We start from the raw sequence: 22,022 nt of genomic DNA, 5'->3' as shown, positions 1-22,022 counted from the left end.
AAGGTGTTACTTTTTAGGTAACGCCTTTTTTTATATCTAATAGCTTCTTACATTTATACCACCACAACACAATTTAAAATGCCCAAAAACAACAATCTTAAAAGTATTTTGATTATTGGTTCTGGACCGATTGTGATCGGACAGGCCTGTGAATTCGATTATTCAGGAACGCAATCACTTAGATCTTTACGTGAAGACGGTATAGAGACGATCCTTATCAACTCTAACCCGGCTACGATCATGACAGATCCTTCTATGGCAGATCATGTTTATCTTAAGCCGCTTACTACGAAGTCGATCATCGAGATTCTCGAGGCGCATCCAAACATTGATGCTGTATTGCCTACAATGGGAGGTCAAACTGCCTTAAATCTTTGTATCGAAGCTGATGATAAAGGAATCTGGGAAGATTATAATGTGAAGCTTATTGGTGTAGATATCGATGCCATCAATATCACAGAGGATAGAGAGCAGTTTAAGCAATTAATGGGACGTATTGGTATACCCGTTGCTCCTGCAAAAACTGTAACTTCTTACCTGCAAGGTAAAGAAGTAGCGCAGGAATTTGGTTTTCCTCTAGTTATTAGAGCTTCTTTTACTTTAGGAGGAAGTGGAGCTGGTTTTGTTCATAAAGCAGAGGATTTCGACGAGATGCTTACTCGCGGTTTGGAAGCTTCTCCTATTCATGAGGTTCTTATTGATAAGGCACTTCTTGGTTGGAAAGAATACGAGTTAGAGCTACTTCGTGATAAGAATGATAATGTTGTGATTATCTGTACGATCGAAAATATGGATCCTATGGGAATCCATACTGGAGATTCGATCACTGTTGCTCCGGCGATGACGCTTAGTGATAGCGCTTTCCAAAGAATGCGTGACCTAGCGATTAAAATGATGCGTAGTATTGGGGATTTTGCAGGTGGATGTAACGTACAGTTTGCCGTAAGTCCAGATGAAAAAGAAGAAATCTATGCGATCGAGATCAACCCTCGTGTATCAAGATCTTCTGCATTAGCTTCTAAAGCAACTGGTTATCCAATTGCGAAAGTTGCAACAAAACTGGCACTAGGATATACTTTAGATGAATTAGATAATCAAATTACGCAATCTACTTCAGCTTTATTCGAGCCATCTTTAGACTATGTGATCGTAAAAATTCCTCGTTGGAACTTCGATAAGTTCGAAGGTTCAGATAGAACTTTAGGACTTCAGATGAAAGCGGTTGGTGAAGTAATGGGTATTGGCCGTTCATTTCAGGAGGCTTTGCATAAAGCAACTCAGTCTTTAGAGATCAAGAGAAATGGTCTTGGTGCAGATGGTAAAGGATATACCAAGTACGAAGAAATTATAGAAAAGCTTACCTACGCAAGCTGGGATCGTGTTTTCGTAATTTATGATGCTATCCAGGCAGGTATTCCGCTAAGCCGTATCCACGATATCACTAAGATCGATATGTGGTTCCTTAAGCAATACGAGGAGCTTTACATGTTAGAGAAAGAAATTAGCAACTACGATATAAATTCACTTCCAAAAGATCTAATGCTAGAAGCAAAACAAAAAGGTTTTGCAGATAGACAGATCGCTTACATGGTAAAATGTTTAGAGAGCGAAGTTTATAACAAGCGTAGTGAACAAAATATTAATAGGGTTTACAAACTTGTAGATACCTGTGCGGCCGAGTTTAAGGCAGAAACGCCTTATTATTACTCAACTTTTGAAGCAGAGATCGAAACTGCAGATGGTAATAAATATACTTCTAACGAAAGTGTAGTTACAGATCGTAAAAAGATCGTTGTTCTTGGATCTGGACCAAACCGAATAGGCCAGGGAATCGAGTTTGATTATAGTTGTGTACACGGAGTTCTAGCAGCTTCAGAGTGTGGTTACGAAACCATTATGATCAACTGTAACCCAGAAACGGTTTCTACAGATTTTGATGTTGCCGATAAACTTTATTTTGAGCCGGTATTCTGGGAGCATATCTATGATATTATTCGTCATGAAAAACCAGAAGGAGTAATTGTTCAGCTTGGTGGGCAAACAGCTTTAAAACTTGCTGAAAAACTAGAGCGCTACGGAATCAAAATTATGGGAACTAGTTTTGAAGCACTAGATCTTGCTGAAGATCGTGGTAGTTTCTCTACACTTCTTCAAAATAATGATATTCCTTATCCAGAATTCGGAACTGCAGAAAATGCTGAAGAAGCACTTAAATTAGCCGATCAATTAGATTTCCCAATCTTAGTGCGTCCTTCTTACGTTCTTGGAGGTCAGGGAATGAAGATCGTGATCAATAAACAGGAATTAGAAGAAACTGTTGTGGATCTTTTACGTAAGATACCTAACAACAAATTATTACTAGACCATTATTTAGACGGTGCTATCGAAGCTGAAGCTGACGCGATCTGTGATGGTGAAGATGTGTATATCATAGGAATTATGGAACATATCGAGCCATGTGGTATTCACTCTGGTGATTCTAATGCATTACTACCTCCTTTTACGCTTGGAGATCTTGTACTGCAACAAATTAAAGATCATACTAGAAAAATTGCACTAGCTTTAAATACAGTGGGATTAATCAATATTCAGTTTGCCATCAAAGATGACAAGGTTTATATCATCGAAGCAAACCCAAGAGCATCGAGAACAGTTCCGTTTATCGCGAAAGCTTACAAAGAGCCTTATGTGAATTACGCAACTAAAGTGATGCTTGGTGATAAGAAAATTAAAGATTTTAGCTTTAATCCACAGTTAGATGGATATGCGATCAAGCAACCGGTATTCTCTTTTGAAAAGTTCCATAAAGTAAATAAACAATTGGGGCCAGAGATGAAGAGTACAGGAGAAAGTATCTTATTTATCAAAGATCTTAAAGACGATGATTTCTACAATCTTTATACACGCAGAAAAATGTATCTAAGCAAATAGGAGCGCTTAGATAATCATATATTATCCTCTGTAATTTTAGGTTTTATTTAAACTGAATTTTGCAGAGGATTTTTTATTGGCACCGCCAAAAGGTATAATGCTTTGAGGTAGTTTATTTTGAAAAATATTCAATGCTGAATTTATCCCGAAATTCGATAAAACGGAATTGAATGTCCGCATAAATCATAATGAGGTGTGGTCACCCTGAACTTGATTCAGGGTCTCATTCCAATATTTTGTTTTTCAAAACAGTATGAGATTCCGGATCAAGTCCCGAATGACAAAAACAACGAATTATTACAAATTACTGATAATCAAAAACAGAATCAATTTTATAAATAATGAAAGAGCTTTTTTTAATTATAGGTGGTGTGTACGGAACTTTAGCCGTGATCTTTGGTGCCTTTGGAGCACATGCGCTGAAAAAGCGATTATCTGAAGATCAATTATCAAGTTTTGAAACCGGCGTACGTTACCAAATGTATCACGCTTTAATTCTTATCATTACAGCGATAGCTTTTCCGTTTCGGGAGGTTTCTCAGCAAATTACGGGATGGTGTTTTGTAGTTGGCGTTCTACTTTTTTCATTCAGTATCTATGGATTGGTTTTAAGTGACGCTGCGGGTAAAAAAATGCGTTTTTTGGGACCTGTAACGCCATTAGGCGGACTCATACTTATTATTGGTTGGATCTTATTTACGATCAATATTGCTGAAATTGCTACTTATTTAAATCCTGCGCAATAAGATAAATTTTCTAATTCACACCACAATTGGTGCGAGTTAAGGCGAAATCTTCATTGAATTTATAAGAAGTACTATCTTCTGTAAGGTAAGCTTCTATAAGTTGGTTGTCCTTTTGTAAAAACATAACTGGCCTAACCGAGTTTTCGCCCTCACTCATAAAGGAATATTCAGCAAAAAGAGTGTCGCCTTTCATCGTTCCAGAAATTTGCCCGCGATTAATATCTTTCTCCTTCAGCATATAAATAAGGCTTCCAGAAATAGTTTCATCTAATTTTTGAATATTAAGACTTATCGTATCGGTTGCTGAGGCGTATAAATAACACATTTTTACCGGGATCTTAGTTTCTTCTTCTTCATACTGCTGGGCTTCAACCAAAGTCTCAGTTTCTTTAGTTTCCTGATCTTTATCGTTTTTACAGGAGATTATTAAAATACTGCTTAAGCCAAGAGTAAGTAGTCGAAATTTCATGTCTTAATTTTTTATAAAGGTAAAGGGTCTTTCAATAAACGCCAATCGCTTAACAAAATTTTATTGGCACCGCCAAAGGGTATAATTCCCCGAGATAATTTATTCGGTATTAGGCTTCAGCAATTTCAGGATCTCTTTTTCTATATTTTTCAGCAAAATAGGCAATCAAAATTAGTTGTGAAGAGTGAAAAAGCATAATTGGAAGTAACAACAAACCGGTATTTGCAGAATTTCCAAAGATCACTTTTACCATAACAGAGCCGTGGACCAAAGATTTTTTGGTTCCGCAGAACTGGGCTGTTATTTTATCTTCAGTTGATAATTTTGTAAGATTACTAACAAAAGCTGTGAGATAGTACACCACAAAAAACAAGACTAAAACACCCAATATTAGCTTTATAAAACCGCCAAGATCTATTGTATTAAACAAATTAGAAGTAAAGGAATTACTGAAACTACTGTAAACAATAATCAGGATGATTCCTTTATCGAAAAGACCAAGCTTTTTACTGTGTTTCCTGGCCCAATTCCCAAAAAAGCGCTGCAAAATAAGTCCGAGTACAAGCGGAGCCAAAATTTGCCAGCCTAATTTTAAAAGCACATCTATAAACTGAAAATCGGCACTTTTACCTAAAATTATACTCAGCCAGATTGGTGTTGCAAAAATTCCTATTAATCCAGATAAACTGGCATTAAAGATTGCAGTAGGTAAATTTCCCTTAGCCAGTGCAACCATCACGATTGAGGAACTTACGGTAGAAGGTAATGTTGCTAAAAAGAAAATAGCCGTCCATAATTCAGAATCTTTGCCTTGCTCAAACAAAGGTAAATAGGTGAGTGCTAAGAGCGGAAAAACAACAAAAGTGGTCAGTTGTACGATAATATGCACTTTGTAGTTTAAAAGCCCTTGTTTTATTTCCTGCGGAGCAAGCTTTAATCCGTAGAAAAAGAAAATAAAGCCAATTCCTATATCACTTATTGTTTTTAATGGCAATACATCATTTCCCTGCGGAAGGAAGTATGCCAGTAAAATAATACCAAAAAGTGAAACGATAAATCCGTTAAACTTCAAAACTAACGCTCTATTTTGACCTTATAATCTTCTAATATGTGTAGATAATTTTCTGAAACAAAATCGGTTTCATCAAATTCGTCAGATCTATGTTTTTTGTAGTTAATTCTTTTGATGCTTTTTGTGAACCTACGAATGTCATGATCGTTATCTAAGATCAATCCGGGAACATTTACAGATTTTCCGCTATCGTCTTTAGCCACCATAGTGAAGTAAGATGAGTTACAATGCTTCTTTTCGCCGGTTTGTATATTTTCGGTTTCTACACGAATCCCAATAACCATAGAACTTCTACCAACATAGTTTACAGAGGCCTTCATGGTAAGTAATTCACCAATTTCTATCGGTGCTAAAAAATCTACCGTATCAACACTGGCCGTCACGCAATACGTACCCGAATGTTTTGAAGCGCAGGCAAAAGCGATTTGATCCAGAAGCGATAACACATAGCCTCCATGAATTTTTCCGTTAAAATTAGATCGATTAGGTAACATAAGTTCAGATATGGTTACCTGTGATTCTTCTACTCTTTTAAATTTTTTTTGATTGGTCATCTATCTCTAAAATGTGGGGATTGTGCTTCTTCAACTCTGGTGACAAAATATTTGGTGTCACCCCAAAAAACAAACGTAGCGTAGCGTTCTACATAATATAGTTTTACGTAATTACCTTCGTTTTTTCGTAATGCCGTAACTACATCTTCATCTTCTTTTAATACTGAAAAACTAAAGATCTGCGCGCCGCTTATTCCCTGGCTAATTTCACCTTCCCAGGTTTTAAAAACAACACCTTTTTTACTGAATTTTATAAGTTCTCCGGTACGTGTACCTTCACTGTAGGTTGCAAAATAGGCAAAGGCGAAGTATACTAAAAACAATAGGAAAATACCACCAAGAATGTAGTAAAGGACTTTTTTCATTCTAAATATTCTTATACACAAGATTTAAGAAGTCTTCGATTTTCGAAGGTTCTAACCATCTGGTTACAATAACAAGATTTTCTTTTTGATCTACAACAATAAAATTACCACCAAATCCTGCAGCATAAAAAATATGAGTGCCAATTTTTTCCCATTTTTGTGATTCTTCAGGGTTTAACCACCACATATAGCCATAATTTGGATTGGCTGTAGAAGGTTGCATGGCTTCTTTTATTACTTCAGCAGAAATTAGCTGTTTTCCATTCCAGTTTCCATTATTCATAAATAACAATCCAAATCTTGCCATGTCTTCAGTATTAATAAACATTCCGCCGCCAGAATGCCCACCACCGCTAACAGATTGCATTTTTAGTCCGTCGATGGTCACCCAGGAATTCTCGTAACCATACCAGCGCCAGCTTGTAGAAGCACCAATAGGATCCATTATTTTAGATTTCAGGATTTTTGGCAAAGGTTGTCTAAAAACATTCAGCAGGGAATAAGCCAACACATTTACGCGAACATCATTGTATTTAAAATAAGTTCCCGGTTCGTTTAATTCTCTAGCGCGCCAGCTATCAATATTGCCATCTCCAGGCGGGCGATCTGCCCAATCGTAAGAACCCCATAATTCACCAGACCAATCTGAATTTTGCTGAAGTAAATTTTCCCAGGTGATCTTTGCATTGTGATCACCTTCAAAAGTATTATCCCAAACATAATCTTTAACCAGTTCGTCAGGAGCAATTAAAGCGCTGTCAATAGCCAAAAGGGCAGTGGTCGATAAAAAACTTTTGGTAACGCTAAAGGTCATGTCCACTCGTTTGGTATCTCCCCATTTCGAAACCAGGTAACCGTCCTTTAAAATGATTCCTGCAGGGCCACCGCGTCTTTTTACCGGGCCTAAAAGTTTATGATAGGGTTCGCTCATAAATCCCTTTAAAATCGCCTGGCGAAGATCTCGTGACTCAGAATATTCATTTTCTTTAGCAAATTTTATAGCTTCAGAAAAATCATAATCATAGTTTGAGCCTTCTTTTTCCTGCCATTCTCCAAAAGCCGGAAAATAAACCTGCTGGGCTTGTAGCGAGCTTATAAAAATTAGAGCGAGAATTATATAAAATCGAAATGCTTTTATCATGGATTAAGGTTAGGAAGTTCGTTTGAGGATTTTTTTACAAGATTCATATCGATCTGTTTGCTGGCTTTTGCGCCTAATTTTTTAAGTTTTTCTACTCGAGAGATCAAATTGCCTTTTCCGGTAAGTTTTTTCATGGCGCCGTCATAACTATTTTGAACCGTGCTTAGTTGTTTGCCCACTTTTAAAAGTTCCTCAGTAAGATTAGTGAATTGATCGTATAATTTTCCTGCCTGGGTTGCAATTTCAATAGCGTTCTCTTTTTGCTTTTCGTTTTGCCACATACTATCGATGGTTCTTAAAACAGCCAAAAGCGTCGTTGGCGTTACCAAAATGATATTTTTATCGAAAGCTTCGCTGTACAAATTAGGATAGTTATTCGAAGCTACCGCAAAAGCAGCTTCTATAGGGATAAAAAGTAATACAAAATCTGGACTTTCTACATCATATAACTGATGATAATTTTTGTGGCTGAGTTCGTTAATCCGATTTCTAAGCGCGATAAGATGATTTTTAAGATGAAGTGGTTTTACGCCTTCCTCGGTTTCGTTCACATAGCGCTCATATGCATTCAAAGAAACTTTAGAATCGATGATCATTTTTTTCTCGCCGGGAAGATTAATGATCACATCGGGTAAAACACGTTTTCCATCCTCGGTAGTAAAAGATTGTTGCACGCTATATTCACGATCTTTTTGCAGCCCACTTTTTTCCAAAACACGTTCCAAAACCATCTCGCCCCAATTGCCCTGCATTTTGGTATCGCCCTTTAAAGCTTTGGTAAGATTATTCGCTTCTTTACTCATTTGTAAATTGAGATCTTTTAAGCCAATAATTTGTTCCCGAAGCATCGCATGCCTATCAATACTTTCTTTATTTCCTTCCTCGATTTTCTTTTCGAATAGTTGAATTTTTTCCTGAAGAGGAGAGAGGATATTCTGAATATTTTCTTTGTTTAAATTGGTGAATTTTTCCGACTTATTTTCGAGGATTTTATTCGCCAGATTTTCAAACTGAATACTGAATTTTTCCTGAAGCTTTTCCAACTCTTTTTTCTGTTCGTTTTGGCGTTCTAAAAGATGCTCGTAATCGGCATTTTTTCGGGTAAGTTCGTTCTTAAAGAAATCTTTTTCCTTTCTGATGTTTTCACGCTCTTTTTTTACCTCTGCTAATTTTATTAGCAAGTCATTTTTAGTGTTCTCTAGGTTTGTTTTGTATTCGTTTAAATTTTTATTTTCCAGTTGTTTAAGTTTATCTATTTCAACTAAAAGTTGATTATTTTTTTCTTCCTGAACAGCTGATTTGTTTTTTGATTTTAATCCTGAAATTAGCTTCCCAAGAACGAATCCTAAGGCTAAAGCAACGATAAAAACAACTAAAAATGGCAGAATTTGATCCATGTAATAAGTGGGTTTGTTTCAAATATAATGATAAGTTTTTTAAGACCTGAAATCGATAAAAATTAAGGTGAATTTTAATTGAAATGAAGCACTATTGTTTTGTTTTTTTTTTCTGAAATAAATAGCTCCAAAATCAATTTATTTAATGTCAATTTTCGATAAAAAAAGGACTGCTTTTTTAGCGAATTTTAATCTTCATTTTTTATCCTAAAAGCTCCTGAAATTTCATCAAAATGAATCAAATCTTTTGGAAATAAATCCTGAAAAGCACCAGATAAAATTAGATTTTCTGGAGTGTCCATTTGTGTTTTTTCAGGATGCATTAAGATGATCTTATCACAAATCTGTATCGCTAAATTGATCTCGTGAGACGCAAAAATGATCGTTTTACATGTCTGTTTTGCGAGCTTTCTCAGCAGCTTTACCACATAAGCTTTGTGGTACATATCAAGGTGTGTAGTTGGCTCATCTAAGATGATAATCGGAGTATCCTGAGCAATCGCTCTGGCAATTAAAACGCGTTGCAACTGGCCATCGCTAAGCTCGTAACATTTTCGATCTTTTAAAGATTCAATAGAGGTTAGTTTAATGGCATTTTCGATCTTTTCGGTATCGATTTTAGAAAGTTTTCCCAGCCAATTGGTATAGGGTTGCCGTCCTAAAGCAATCAATTCAAAAACACTTAGGTTTTTCGAAATATGCTGGTTAGTAAGCACCAAACCAATTTGTGAAGCCCGCTGCAGATCGTTAAGTGCATTTAGATTTTTACCTTCAATTTCAACTGTTCCAGAAATAGGTTGCTGGATTCCTGAAATTGTTCGTAATAAGGTCGATTTTCCTATTCCATTTACACCGATTACCGCGATTAATTCTGATTTGTGAACTTCAATATCAATCTTTTTAGCAATAGATTTAACTCCGTTTTTATCCTGATAACCTATCTCAAGATTTGATGTTTTTAAGGTGATATTTTCAGTATTTGATTTCATCTAAAACAGGAATTTTTGTTTTCTAATGAGTAACCAAATCACTACCGGAGCACCTATAAGCGAAGTTATAGCATTAATTGGTAATGTAAATTCCATTCCCGGTAATTGCGCAACGATATCGCAAATAAGCATAAAAATAGCACCTCCTAAAATTACTGCCGGTAATAAAATAAGATGATTGTTTATGGGTAAGATTTGCCGAATTAAATGTGGGACTGCTAATCCTATAAAAGCAATTGGGCCACAAAACGCGGTAATGCTACCTGCCAGTAAACTGGTAGCGATAATAATTAGCATTCGATTTTGACTAATATTAACTCCCAGGCTGCGTGCATATTCTTCGCCAAGCAATAAACTGTTGAGATTTTTTATGCAGAAAATCGCCAAACTAATTCCTAAAATCCAGAAAATAGCAAGGATACCAACTTCTGCCCAAGAAAGATCACCAAGACTTCCAAAAGACCAGAAAATATATTGTTGTAGTTGTGCCGCCGGGCTAAAATAGCTTAGAATACTCACCACAGCGCCGGTTGAACTGGCAAACATCAATCCTACAATTAAGATCGCCATCGTATCGCGTAATCGAACAGATGCTAAAACAACCGCAAAAAGTACCATCAAACTGCCCAAACTCGATGCAATAACCAAAGTCCATTTAGAAAGTGCTAAAGCTACAAAGCTTCCGCCAATAAGGGTAGCGCCCATAATTACGATCGCAACGCCCAAACTTGCACCGCTGCTTAAGCCCAAAACATAAGGGCCGGCAAGCGGATTTCTAAACATGGTCTGCATCAATAATCCGCTAATTGCGAGTCCAGATCCGGCGATTATAGCAGTAAAAGCCTTCGGTAATCGATAATCTAAAACAATGTAGCGATAGGTTTCTTTGGAAACTTCAGTATTAAAAATTGAGGAAAAAATGTCTTTTACAGGAATATTTACCGATCCTAAACTGATATTTAGTAAAATTAGCGCAACTAAAAAGAGCACTAAAATCACTAATATCGATACGTATTTCCCGGTATGTTGCATTAATCGTTAAGCGCTTTAAAAAATGTTGGTTCATAATTTTCTAAAAGCTGCGGATGAAATATCGAAATTAGATCTTTTAGAATGAGATCTGGGCGATTGGGCCCAAGTTCGTAAAAGATCACACCGCCGGTCTCGCCTTTGCTCATACTTACCGAATATACTTTTTTATCTTGAACGGCTTTAAACTGCGAATAATGCTGCGATTGCTCTAGCATCCCAGAATAAGATGTAAACTGCCCTGCGCTGATCCAAAAATCGGCATTTTGAGCTTTATCTAAAACCGATTCGAAAGACAAAGAAAGACTCCCGGAACCTTCAGTGTCTGCCCAAAGGTAATTTGCGTTCGCATCTTTGATCATTTGCGCCTGCCAGCTATTTCCGTAAGGCACGTACCATTGATCTTTAAACATAGATCCACTAAGAACGCTGGGCTTATTTTCGATAGTTTTAGCCTGTTTTTTAGCCAAATTATAATTGCCTTCAATAGTATCGAAAATCGAATCTGCAGCTTCGGATTTGTCGTAAAGTGCGCCAAAGAACTTGATCCATTCAGCTTTTCCAAGAGCTGAAGATTCCGTCCATTCACCATTATAAATTACAGGAATTCCTGTTTTTTGAATCGTACTAAAACTTTTATTATCAGCATTAATAGCAAAACCTATTACAACATCTGGTTGAAGATCGATCAAGACTTCAGTATTTAAGCTTTCGTTCTTTCCAACCTCTTTTATTGCTCCGGAATTTATTAGATTTCTAGTTTCTTCGGAAGAAATATAATCCAGGCCGGGAAAACCTTTTAAAGATTCGGTTTCATCTAGCGCTTCTAAAGCCGGAATATGCGTTGTTGAAGTCACCACAATTTTTTGCACAGGAATCGTGACTTTTTGATCGAATTCCAAGTTTGTGGGAATTTTGGCTTCTTTTTCTGCAAGTAAATAGCGGAAGATTCTTTCAGCCTCTGGCCAGGGAGAATTTACTTCGATAATACTGTAATCATCAAATTCTGTGATCGAAAATCCGTTGGCATATGAGATTTCAATTTCCTGTCCCTGCAGGTTTTTAGTAGATTTTTCAGACTTTTCTGAATCTTTACAGGAAAGGCTTAAAAGAAAAATAAAAAGGATTCCGATTTTTTTCACAAGTATGAATTTTGACTTCAAAAGTAATATTATTTAGAAATTTAGATGCTTTCGTTTGGGAAATGATTAAATTCGCATCGAAATTTTGGTTCGGCTATGCCGATTAAAAGGGAATCAGGAAACGCTAAAAAAACATCGAATTTTAGTTAAAACCTGAGCTGTTCCCGCAACTGTAAGCTTTGTTCCGTTTTAGGAATGCTTGTAAAAAACTTCAAAACCACTGTCTTTTTTAGATGGGAAGGTACATTACAGGACGCTAGCCAGGAGACCTGCCAGAGATTATTAAAAACGGATTGACTTTCGGGATAAAAGTCGCTGGCGCATGAAGAAACAACTACTTTTTATACTGGTAGCCTTTGGGCTTTTTTCGTCTAAAATCTATTCTCAATCACGAGAAATTACAGTTTTAGATACCGTGATGCTTAGTGATACGAAGCTACATAAATTCTCTACAGGGCAGCATGTTGCAGTACTTTCTGACTCCTTACTTACCCAAAATCAACCACTTTTAACCGAGGTTTTAAATTTTAACACACCAATATATTTTAGAGAAAATGGTCTCGGCATGGTTTCATCGCCATCGTTTAGAGGGACTTCAGCTTCGCAAACCGCAGTGATCTGGAATGGGATAAACATCAACTCCCAGTTTAATGGTCAGATTGATTTTAACACCGTAAATAGTGGCGCTTACAACCAGATTGCGGTTCGTGGTGGTGGCGGAAGCGTGGTTTACGGTACCGGAGCCATTGGTGGAAGCGTGCATTTAAACAATTCTTTATCTTTCAAAAAACGGCAGGAACATCATCTTTTATTGCGCTACGGAAGTTTTAATACGCTCGATGCGCGCTACAATTTTAAAACCGCCAGAAATAATTGGAGCTTAAATTTATCGGTTTCCAGAAATAGTAGTGACAATGATTATGAGTATCCAGATGATCGTGGCGAGAACCTGAATGGCGATTTTTATAATACTTCAGCCAATGTTACGCTGGGATATCGATTTCATTCAAAAAATACACTAAAACTGATCAGTGAAATTTACGATGGAGAACGGCATTTTTCGCTAATTAGACCTTCCGAAAATCGAACAAAATATAATGATCGTTCTTATCGAAACTTGCTGGAGTGGAATAGCAAATTTTCTAATTTCACCCAGGTGGCAAGACTTGCTTTTATTCGAGAGGAATATCAATATTTCGCGAATATCGAAAATGATAGTTTTAGCTTCGGAAATGCCCAAAGTTATATTGCAAAATACGATTTAGACTACGAAGCTTCAGAAGATCTTTTAATTAATGCCGTAATTCAGAATACCTATACAGAAGGCGAGGGCAGTAGCATTGCTAAAAATGATCGTAATATATTTTCAGCAGCGATATTAGCTAAATACCATTTCTCAGAAAAATTTCAATCTGAAATAGGTTTGCGAAAGGAGGCGACAAATAATTATGATAGTCCAATTTTATATTCTTTTGGTGCCAGTTATGAGTTTAGCGATTTTTATAGCTTAAAATTCAACGGCTCACGAAATTTTAGAATACCAACTTACAACGATTTGTATTGGGCATCTTCTGGGAATCCAGATTTAAATCCTGAAACTTCAGATCAGGCAGAAATTGGTAATATTTTCAGTATTAAAAATATCGAATTTGGGCTTACATTTTTTTACAACCAGGTAGAAGATATGATTCGCTGGTTGCCGGGAGAAGGCGGAATTTGGCGTCCGGTGAATGAAGATAAAGTAGAGATCTACGGAATAGAAGCTTACCTAAACTGGCAGAAAAAGCTAGCGAAAGATCAAATCCTAAACCTTAGTTTGAATTATGCTTACACGATTTCTGAAAATGCCGAAACTCGTCGCCAGTTGATTTATACGCCTTTCGAAAAGATTAACGGAAATATTAATTACCAGATTTATCGATTTACGCCATCGGTTCAGTTTTTATATAACGGAAAGGTTTACACGCGTACCGATCATAGTGAGGAACTTTCGGGATATTTTTTAACCAATGTAGGACTTTCTTATGCTATCGATAAGCAAAGAAACTGGCAGTTAGGCGCAAAAATAAATAACCTTTTAAATATTGAATTTCAGAATGTAGAAGACCGGTGGATGCCGGGAATCAATTATAATTTATACCTAAACATTAATTTTTAACTAGTTAACTATGAAGATTAGCAAATTATTTGCTCTTGGCCTTTTTGGCACTTTTTTACTGAATTCCTGTAGCAGTGACGACGATGGTTTCGTTGAAGTTCCAGAAGAAAATGAAGAACAAGCGTTTGAGGAAGGCGTAATTATCTTAAATGAAGGTTCGCAGGCCGCAGGGACTGTCTCTTTTTTAGATTGGGAGTTTACAGCAGTAGAGAACAATATTTTCGCAACTGTAAATGAAGATATGGATACCGATCTGGGAATGTTTACGCAGTCTATCTTTTTTGATGATGATCATGCTTATATTATTTCTAATGGGTCTAACTTAATTACCGTTGTAGATCGTTATACATTCGAGTATGTTGGAATTGTAGATAGCGGATTAAATACCCCTTATTACGGGGTTGCTTATAACGGAAAAGCTTATGTTTCTAATTATGCTGAATTTGATAATGCTGAAGATGATTTTGTAGCTATTATCGATCTGGAAACTTTAGAAGTAGAAAGCACTGTCGTAGCAGAATTTAATATTGAAGAAGTAAAAGAAGAAGATGGATTAATTTATTTTGAAGGGACCTACTTTGGTGCTGGAAATTCGGTAAAAGTTTTTGATCCTTCAACAAATACCTTTACAGGTTCTATTGATACCAACGATGGATTAAATTCTTTTGAAGTAGATGATAATCTTTTGTATGCCCTTTCTTCAACTCAAATTCAACAAATAGATATTACTAGCGGTGAAGAAATTTGGGCGCTAGATCTTCCTGAAGAAATGCAGGGAGCTTCTAACCTTCAAATCGAAAACGGAGTTATTTATTTTACTTCTGGAACATCTGTTTATGCTGTTTCTGCAACTGAATTGGAATTGCCAACTGAAGCTTTATTTTCTTATGAAAGTTCTTCTGCTTACGGAGCAATGTATGGTTTTGCAGTAGAAGATGGTTATATCTATACTTCAGATGGAGGTGATTTTGCATCTGCAGGGACTATAGAAATTTATACAACAGCTGGAGATTTTGTAGCTGAATTTAGCGTAGGTATTGGTCCTAACAGCTTTTATTTTAATGATTAATTCTTTGTGGCTAGCTTCTGTAAGTTTATGTTATTGATGTGCAGTAGTTTCAAAAGATATACTTAACTGGAAGCTTGCCCTTAGAATGTAAAAATTCTTTTTTTGTACCCAATCTTTAGAAAACTTTAATATTCTAAAGAAAATTAGAGTAAAAAGTTTTCGTTTTAAAATAGAATCGAAATTAGCGAAAGCTAAAATAAGATTCTATCACCTATGAAAAAGCCCCGGTTTCCCGGGGCTTTTGTTTTTTATATCAAGTTTAAAATTTTATTGGTCTAATCTTAAACTCGGTAACTCATCAATATACATTCTTTTATAATTAGGCTGTAAGGAAGCACGCTCTTCAAATTCCTGATAGTTAAATTCTCTTTGGCGAGTCATAGCCTGTACAGCAGCAGCGTTTCCTGTAATTGCATTAATCGCTGCCGCAAGCATAGGTTCAGATGGATCACCTAAAACACCTAAATCGGATAGAGATTCATAACTTTCAACGTCTGGATCGATTCCATCGTAAGGCACTACGATATCATTTGCATTTACAGATTCATAAACCAATGGTTGTATTGCGTAGGTGTGATCTGGATTTGCATTTGTTGGACCAAAATTTGGACTGTCGTAAAGTGTTACAGAAGCCTGCGATTTACCAGTAGTAGTATGTCCAATTAAATACACATCGATATATGGTTTTAATCCATTGATCACTAGCTCACTTGCTGAGGCAGTACTAGAAGTACCAATAACGTAAAGATCTGTAAGGTTTAACTGATTTAATGCTATTTCTCCCGGAAGCTCATCTGTAAAGTAATTGAATAAACGATCTGGATCTGTAGCTAAAAAGTAGTTTTGATAATCTTCATTCCACTGTTGTTTTGCAAAGATCTCCCCAGTATAAGAACCAGTGATCATACTTGCTAAAGCCGTTGCAGAACTTACACGACCACCACCATTATATCTTAAATCTAGTACAAGGTGGTCGATATTTTCTGAAGCAAAATAGGCAAAAGCATCATTTAATTGCTGGTCGAAATCGGCCACAAAGCTATTATACATCAAGTATCCGATCTTTAATCCATCAGTTTCGATAACATTCTGAATAAGGACAGGATTTTCGGTCACTTCGCTAGTTGCTATGGTAACCTCTTCACCGGTATTTGATACCGCATTATCATTTATTTCAGCTAATGTAAAAGTTACTGATGGGCTGGATAATAATGATCTATAATTATTTCTATTTAAGGTTTCTCCATTAATTTCAGTAAAGAGGTCACCTCTTTTTATCGCAGTTCCTTCGGCATTACTACCAGGAACAATATACCTTACAACTCCAAAAATATCATCAGAATTAGAAAAAAGATACAATCTATAATCTACACCAGTAGTTTCTGAGATTCCGCTAAAACTATTTTCTAATTCGATATAATCATCTGTAATATAGCTAAAGCGATCCTGTGGAGCTACAAGTCCTTCATCGAATAAATCTTCAGGGGTATCCCAACTTACCAGGTAATCGTAATAATCATCTTCAGAGTCAAAATAATCATCTGCCAATTCTGGAATATCTGGTTTATATAGATAGATCTCGTCCATTCCACGATAAACGAAGTCTTCAATCTCTACGTTTTCTCGCTCTACAAGTACATCATCATCAATCACATCATCCATATCTTCAGAACAGGACGTCATTAAACTACCAGCAAATATTGCGACTAGTAGAAATCTTCTCATTTTCATGCGTTTCATTTAAAGTTATTGTTAAAAAAGGCTAAAATAGCGACAAAACAAATAATTTGAAAAAGTTTTGTAACAAAATAAATTGTCGTCCGTCGTAATTATGAAAGGGTAGTAAAAACCAACCATCAATCAAAAATGAAAGAACAAACATTCTTAAATATTATCAACCCTTTTAAGGATAAGATTTATCGTTTGGCTCTAAGATTGCTTACATCTAAAGAAGCAGCACAGGATGCAACCCAGGATGTGATTATTAAACTTTGGAACCAACAAGATAAAATCAATGATTATGCCAACGTAGAAGCGTTTGCAATGACGGTTACCAAGAATTATTGTTATGATCAACTAAAGCTTAAGCAAAACAATAATCTTCGGATTGTACATACTAATTATGATAACAACGAAATCTCTGGACAACGACAACTTGAACTGAAAGATGAAATGCAGTGGATAAACGAAATTTTAAAAACACTACCCGAGCAGCAGCAGGCCATATTTCAGCTAAGAGATGTAGAGCACTATGAGTTCGAGGAGATTTGTAAGATCATGAAAATGAAAAATACAGCGGTGAGAGTAGCGCTCTCCCGTGCAAGAAAAAAAATAAAAGAAAGTCTTATTAAACAACACAGCTATGGAATTGGATAGAATAGACATACTTTTAAAAAAGTATGATGCTGCGGAAACTAGTCTTGCTGAAGAGCAGGAGCTACAGGAGTATTTTGATAGCGGGCAGGTTGCACAGCAACATAAAGCTTATCAGCTAATGTTTAGTTTTTCAGCTTTTAGCAGAAAGGAAACCGCAGATGTTACTCCAAAATTAAAGTCGGAAAAGCGCAAAAGCAGACTAAAGCCGCAATCCTGGATGTATGCCGCAGCAATGATCGCTTTGATCTTTAGTATTTTCTTCTTTAAAAATCAGGATAGCACTCTAAATTCAGAAAATTTAGGACAGTTAACCGAAGAAGAAATGGCGTATCAGCAAACAAAGCAAACCCTTCAGATGATTTCCAAATTAATGAACGAAGGTAAAGAAGATTTAAAGTATTTAAAGGAGTTTAGTAACCCCACAGAAAAAATTATCAACAACAAATAACGAACAGTATGAAACGAATAGTAGTAATTATAGCCCTTTTTATGGCTCCGTTTTTGGCACAATCACAGGATTTTGCTAAGTATGAAAACATGAAAGACGTCGATGCGATGGTAATGACCAGCAAGATGTTTAAAATGTTATCTAAAGTAGATCTTAGCGAAGGAGATCCTGAAGCTAAAAAATACATGGAAATGATCGAGAATCTTAGTGAGATAAGATTGTATAAAACAAACTCATCTTCTATTAGAGGTGAGATGTCTAAAGATTTTGAGGCTTATTTAAATAAAGGTTCTTTAGACGAATTAATGCGCATTAAAGATTCTGGGAAAAACATCAAATTTTACTCAAAATCAGATGGTAAAAACGATGACATCGTAAAAGAGCTTTTAATGTTTATGGACGGTGATGAAGGAGGCGAGCCAATCTCTGTAATCTTAAGAATTACCGGGCAGATCGATCTTACACAGTTATCCAAATTAACTTCAGATCTTAATGTGCCAGGAGCAGATCAATTAAAAAACGCAAAAACTAAAAACCAATAAACATGAAAATCATCAAAACCATCAGTTTTATAGCCATAAGTCTATTAATGTTAGCGTGTAATAACGAGAAAACATTACAGAAGTATTATGTAGAGAACCAGGAAGACAGTAAGTTTATTTCTTTAGATATTCCTACCAGTCTTTTTGCAAAGGCCGATAATTTAGACGAGGATCAGCGTGCAACCTTAGAAAGCGTTCGTAAGATTAATGTACTTGCCTATCCTTTAAATGAAGAAAACGAAACTTTTGATGCTGAAAAAGCCGAGTTAGAGAAGATTCTTAGTAATGACGAATATCAATTGCTTATGAAATACGGAAGCAACGAAAGAAAAGGAGCGCTTTACTTTACCGGAGAAGAAGATGCGATAGACGAGATCGTAGCCTTTGGATACGATAATGAACGCGGGATGGGAGTTGCAAGGATCTTAGGAAAGGATATGAATCCGCAAAAGATCATGGAGCTTGTGAAATCTCTAGATGCCGATGATATTAATGTTGAAGGTTTAAAAGGTTTCGCTGATATGATGGTAGGAGACTCTAAAAACATTAAAGTAACAACAGATTCTACAAAAGTAAAATCTGGTATCTCTGTAGATGTCGAAGTAGATACCGTATCGACAGCAAATTAATTTGTCGTCAATTTAATTTAGTTGAAGCAAAAGGGAATGCCACGGCATTCCCTTTTTTGTTTTCTGTATAGTTAAGATTGTAAATTTTTTGAATCAATTTTTATGGTGCTGTTTTTAAGCCCTCTAAATCTTGCTGCTGAAATATCTTTCCGTTTTTAATAACTGAGTTAATATTCTGTGTTTCTTCGATATTTTTTAAAGGATTGGCATTTAAAATTACCAGATCTGCTTTGTAATTTGCCTTAATAGCACCGGTGTTTTCTTTCTTTAGAAATTTTGCACCATTTATTGCTGAAGTCTGTAAAGCCTGCAGGGGGCTAAGACCTGCGTCAACCATAGCCTGTAGTTCCTGGTGTAACGAAATCCCCGGATAAATATAAGAATTGAAAGCTCCACAATCTGATCCTGCTAAAAGCGAAACTTCATTTTCCTGAAGCGATTTAGCTAAACTCACAAAAGCTGAATCTAATTGTTTTCTAGTCTTAACAAATTCCTCGCTCGCATTGAGTGCACTTCTAATTCGGCCTTCATAAGTTTTTGTGATTCCGCTGCCCATATAATCCAAATATTCGTCATTCTCATGGGGTTCTTCATCAAGATAGCTAAGCGTATGATTAATATGCAGGGTAGGGATCACGTAAACATCTCGAGATTTCAAAACGGCAAAGGTTTTTTCAGCGGTTTCTTCAGCATAGGTTTTCATTACTCGGTCTAAAGATTCCCAAAAACTGGTTTTCCCATCAATCACATCCTGGGTAATACTTTTTTCTTCCGCAGAGCAAGCTTTTAAAACATAATAAAGATGCTCGATGCCATCCATTCCTGCTGCGGTAGTTTCGTCTAAAGTCACGCTAAAAGGCATGTGGCCGCTACTTATCATTCCGCGATCTTCAGTAGCTTCGATCGTTTTTAAGTATAATTCACCTGTAAATTTACTATCGTATAATTTTACAAAATCGGTTTCTAGTTTCTGTAAAGAATCCAGAGCAGGAGCAATATCATTTTCAGAAGCAATTTCTAAAGAACCTTCCCAACGTGCATTTTCTCCGTCCAATTTTGGTCCTGAAGTATAAATTGTAGGCCCGGTAAGTTGATTATTAGCAATATTTTGCTGCCATTCTAAAATAGAACTGGTCATGTCGCCACCACATTCTCTAACCGTGGTTACCCCGTTGGCTAAAAATAGACCAAGGAAATTTTTGTTTGCTGAAATTAGGGAATCCCCGCCTCTAAAATGAACGTGATTATCCCAAAACCCTGGTAATAGAAATTTATCTTTTCCGTCGATAACTTTTGTTGCTGAGGTATTTTCTTCGGAATCTTTTATTGCTGAAATAAGATCATCTTTAATAAAAACGGTCTTATTTTGTAGAATATCGCCTTTCTCCAGATCGATAATTTGGATGTTTGTTATGGCAAGATCGAAATCTGAATTTTGGTCAGTTTTTTCTTCAGAATTTTTGCAGCTTAGAATGGCCAATATTGGCAAGAATAGAAGGAGTTTTTTCAAGGGAATAATTTAATGTTGCACAATAGATATTTGGATGAAAGTTTTAAAATGCCTTCGCCTTCTAAAGTAACAAAAATCAAATTAACCTGAATTAACGGGTTTTAGAGGTTTTCCAAAGTTTAATGATCTCTTTGTTGAATTCGGTTTTACCTAAAACATACGCACCACGATCGTTTTTAAATTTATTAGCAAGTTCGATCTTTAAATTTTCGTAAGCTCTAGCTTTTTCTGGATTGGCGATTAAATAATCCCTAAATCCCAATTGCTCGCACATAATATTGGACGACGGACACATATGTATATGAAAAATCTGCTCCTTTTTCCCGTCTACACGATAGCCTTTGCCAAAAGAACTGTAAGCTTCAATATCTTCGCGGGCGGGAACTTCAAAATGAAAATAGCCTAAATTTTCAAAAGCTTTTATCAGTTCCTTATCAAATAAATAGGCTTCAGGAATAATGATAAAAATATCGATATAAGGCTTGGATTTTATCCCGGGAATAGACGAACTGCCAAAATGTTCTATTTTTTCAAAATACTTTGAGTCGATATTCGATAAAATTAGCTCCTTTTCTTTTTCGAAAATAGTTTTCCATTCTGGATTATGATCTTCCAGATGAATAGGGTACAGCGCATTCCAATCTTCTCGTGTAAATTCGTAAATAGAATTTTTCATAACTTAATTTTCAGGATGATATTCAATATTAACAACTTTCCAGTTTTCTTCAGCAGATTTTGTAAGATTTACACGAACCTTTACATCTTTAAGCTTTCCTTTTACGCTAATTTTTAAGTCGGCTTCGCCTTCGCCATTTCTGGTAGAAATACTTCCGCTGGGAAAAATTCCATATTCTACAATTCCGCCGGTTTCTTCAATAATAGCCTTATTTTGTTCAATTTCAGCAATAGAAATTTTATAAGAATCAGAGTTTTTTAAAGCTCCTGCGATAAAGAAAATAATAAATGTAAAGAATGAAATAAAAGTAACGACGATAATCGATATTATTGGCAGCAATTTTGGCTTTTTATTTTGCTGAACTACAATGGCGTTTGTCGCTTTGTCGCCAAGTCGTTTTTTCTCGTTACTGCTTGCAAGGATGATCGCTTCTAACGGCCAGATTAATAGAAAAACATTCCTTAAGAATAATTTATAATATGCTGGGATGTGATGTGGATCGTGCTCATCTCTAACCGCAATACCCAACAACCATTTGCCCTGGCTGTTTCCTTTTATACAATCTTTAAAGAGATAAATTAATATTCCTACAGAAGCACTTGCAAGTATTGAAATTGCTGATTTTGCGGTGTCTTCTTTGTTAGTAAAGTCTGTACCAATCACCAAAAAAATAAAGGAAACCAAAATAACTGTAAATAGAAAATGATCGATTACAAATGCTGCGAATCGACGTTTTCTACTCGCTAATCTTAAGTTTGATGAAGAGGGAAACATGTGGC

The 22,022-nt window shown here is 36.1% G+C and carries 21 protein-coding genes and 1 riboswitch; of the genes, 8 read left to right on the top strand and 13 right to left on the bottom strand.

Annotation, left to right across the window (positions count from 1 at the left end):
* Positions 1 to 78 precede the first annotated feature (78 nt).
* Positions 79 to 2,931 (top strand): carbamoyl-phosphate synthase large subunit, encoded by a 2,853-nt coding sequence (gene carB / locus INR75_RS15735; RefSeq protein ID WP_223089535.1) that lies wholly within the window; start codon positions 79 to 81, stop codon positions 2,929 to 2,931.
* Between the two features lie 341 nt (positions 2,932 to 3,272).
* A complete protein-coding gene (locus tag INR75_RS15730; RefSeq protein ID WP_223089534.1) occupies positions 3,273 to 3,677 on the top strand; it encodes a DUF423 domain-containing protein in 405 nt (134 codons plus the stop codon).
* Between the two features lie 10 nt (positions 3,678 to 3,687).
* Here the strand turns inward: INR75_RS15730 and INR75_RS15725 are convergent, their stop codons facing one another.
* From INR75_RS15725 to INR75_RS15685, 9 genes are all read right to left on the bottom strand, one after another.
* Positions 3,688 to 4,146 (bottom strand): hypothetical protein, encoded by a 459-nt coding sequence (locus INR75_RS15725; protein ID WP_223089533.1) that lies wholly within the window; start codon positions 4,144 to 4,146, stop codon positions 3,688 to 3,690.
* A 109-nt stretch (positions 4,147 to 4,255) separates the two neighbouring features.
* Entirely contained in the window at positions 4,256 to 5,218 is a 963-nt protein-coding gene (locus INR75_RS15720; protein ID WP_223089532.1) for a bile acid:sodium symporter family protein, read from the bottom strand.
* 2 nt (positions 5,219 to 5,220) lie between these two features.
* Positions 5,221 to 5,772 carry an acyl-CoA thioesterase gene (locus INR75_RS15715; protein ID WP_223089531.1) on the bottom strand — a complete coding sequence of 184 codons (552 nt, stop codon included), beginning with the start codon at positions 5,770 to 5,772 and terminating at the stop codon, positions 5,221 to 5,223.
* Complete coding sequence (locus INR75_RS15710; RefSeq protein ID WP_092541199.1) at positions 5,769 to 6,137, bottom strand: 6-phosphogluconate dehydrogenase; 369 nt, start codon at positions 6,135 to 6,137, stop codon at positions 5,769 to 5,771. Before INR75_RS15710 ends, INR75_RS15715 begins: the two co-directional genes overlap by 4 nt.
* 1 nt (position 6,138) lies before the next feature.
* Positions 6,139 to 7,278 carry a serine hydrolase gene (locus tag INR75_RS15705; protein WP_223089530.1) on the bottom strand — a complete coding sequence of 380 codons (1,140 nt, stop codon included), beginning with the start codon at positions 7,276 to 7,278 and terminating at the stop codon, positions 6,139 to 6,141.
* Positions 7,275 to 8,675, bottom strand: coding sequence for a DNA recombination protein RmuC (gene rmuC / locus INR75_RS15700; protein ID WP_223089529.1), 1,401 nt, complete (start codon positions 8,673 to 8,675; stop codon positions 7,275 to 7,277). The genes INR75_RS15705 and rmuC overlap by 4 nt, the downstream gene beginning before the upstream one ends.
* A 188-nt stretch (positions 8,676 to 8,863) precedes the next feature.
* Positions 8,864 to 9,664, bottom strand: coding sequence for an ABC transporter ATP-binding protein (locus INR75_RS15695; protein ID WP_223089528.1), 801 nt, complete (start codon positions 9,662 to 9,664; stop codon positions 8,864 to 8,866).
* A complete protein-coding gene (locus tag INR75_RS15690; RefSeq protein WP_223089527.1) occupies positions 9,665 to 10,696 on the bottom strand; it encodes an iron ABC transporter permease in 1,032 nt (343 codons plus the stop codon).
* Positions 10,696 to 11,835: an ABC transporter substrate-binding protein gene (locus INR75_RS15685; RefSeq protein WP_223089526.1), complete on the bottom strand. Its 1,140-nt coding sequence runs from the start codon at positions 11,833 to 11,835 to the stop codon at positions 10,696 to 10,698. The genes INR75_RS15690 and INR75_RS15685 overlap by 1 nt, the downstream gene beginning before the upstream one ends.
* 69 nt (positions 11,836 to 11,904) lie before the next feature.
* Positions 11,905 to 12,127: riboswitch (cobalamin riboswitch) on the top strand.
* A gap of 30 nt (positions 12,128 to 12,157) precedes the next feature.
* Between INR75_RS15685 and INR75_RS15680 the strand changes: the two genes are divergently transcribed.
* Positions 12,158 to 13,993, top strand: a complete 1,836-nt coding sequence (locus INR75_RS15680; RefSeq protein ID WP_223089525.1) for a TonB-dependent siderophore receptor — start codon at positions 12,158 to 12,160, stop codon at positions 13,991 to 13,993.
* Positions 13,994 to 14,003: 10 nt separating this feature from the next.
* Complete coding sequence (locus tag INR75_RS15675; RefSeq protein ID WP_223089524.1) at positions 14,004 to 15,062, top strand: quinoprotein amine dehydrogenase; 1,059 nt, start codon at positions 14,004 to 14,006, stop codon at positions 15,060 to 15,062.
* 267 nt (positions 15,063 to 15,329) lie between these two features.
* Here the strand turns inward: INR75_RS15675 and INR75_RS15670 are convergent, their stop codons facing one another.
* Positions 15,330 to 16,787 carry a S41 family peptidase gene (locus INR75_RS15670; protein WP_223089523.1) on the bottom strand — a complete coding sequence of 486 codons (1,458 nt, stop codon included), beginning with the start codon at positions 16,785 to 16,787 and terminating at the stop codon, positions 15,330 to 15,332.
* A gap of 141 nt (positions 16,788 to 16,928) precedes the next feature.
* Here INR75_RS15670 and INR75_RS15665 point away from each other — a divergent pair, with 141 nt between their 5' ends.
* The 4 genes from INR75_RS15665 to INR75_RS15650 are packed head-to-tail and all read left to right on the top strand — an operon-like array spanning position 16,929 to position 19,057.
* Complete coding sequence (locus INR75_RS15665) at positions 16,929 to 17,438, top strand: RNA polymerase sigma factor (RefSeq protein WP_092541181.1); 510 nt, start codon at positions 16,929 to 16,931, stop codon at positions 17,436 to 17,438.
* Positions 17,425 to 17,886 (top strand): hypothetical protein, encoded by a 462-nt coding sequence (locus INR75_RS15660; RefSeq protein WP_223089522.1) that lies wholly within the window; start codon positions 17,425 to 17,427, stop codon positions 17,884 to 17,886. Before INR75_RS15665 ends, INR75_RS15660 begins: the two co-directional genes overlap by 14 nt.
* Positions 17,887 to 17,894: 8 nt before the next feature.
* Entirely contained in the window at positions 17,895 to 18,428 is a 534-nt protein-coding gene (locus INR75_RS15655) for a DUF4252 domain-containing protein (protein WP_255584570.1), read from the top strand.
* Positions 18,429 to 18,430: 2 nt separating this feature from the next.
* On the top strand, positions 18,431 to 19,057 hold the full coding sequence (locus INR75_RS15650; RefSeq protein WP_223089521.1) for a DUF4252 domain-containing protein: 627 nt from the start codon (positions 18,431 to 18,433) through the stop codon (positions 19,055 to 19,057).
* A 100-nt stretch (positions 19,058 to 19,157) separates the two neighbouring features.
* Here INR75_RS15650 and INR75_RS15645 read toward each other — a convergent pair whose 3' ends face one another.
* From INR75_RS15645 to INR75_RS15635, 3 genes are all read right to left on the bottom strand, one after another.
* Positions 19,158 to 20,567 carry an amidohydrolase family protein gene (locus INR75_RS15645; RefSeq protein WP_223089520.1) on the bottom strand — a complete coding sequence of 470 codons (1,410 nt, stop codon included), beginning with the start codon at positions 20,565 to 20,567 and terminating at the stop codon, positions 19,158 to 19,160.
* A 91-nt stretch (positions 20,568 to 20,658) separates the two neighbouring features.
* Positions 20,659 to 21,243, bottom strand: a complete 585-nt coding sequence (locus INR75_RS15640) for a GrpB family protein (protein WP_223089519.1) — start codon at positions 21,241 to 21,243, stop codon at positions 20,659 to 20,661.
* Between the two features lie 3 nt (positions 21,244 to 21,246).
* Positions 21,247 to 22,017, bottom strand: a complete 771-nt coding sequence (locus INR75_RS15635; RefSeq protein ID WP_223089518.1) for an RDD family protein — start codon at positions 22,015 to 22,017, stop codon at positions 21,247 to 21,249.
* Between the last annotated feature and the right edge of the window lie 5 nt (positions 22,018 to 22,022).

This window comes from Zunongwangia sp. SCSIO 43204 (genome assembly GCF_019904275.1).
GTDB lineage: Bacteria > Bacteroidota > Bacteroidia > Flavobacteriales > Flavobacteriaceae > Zunongwangia > Zunongwangia mangrovi.
This window is presented reverse-complemented; position numbering and strand designations above follow the sequence as displayed.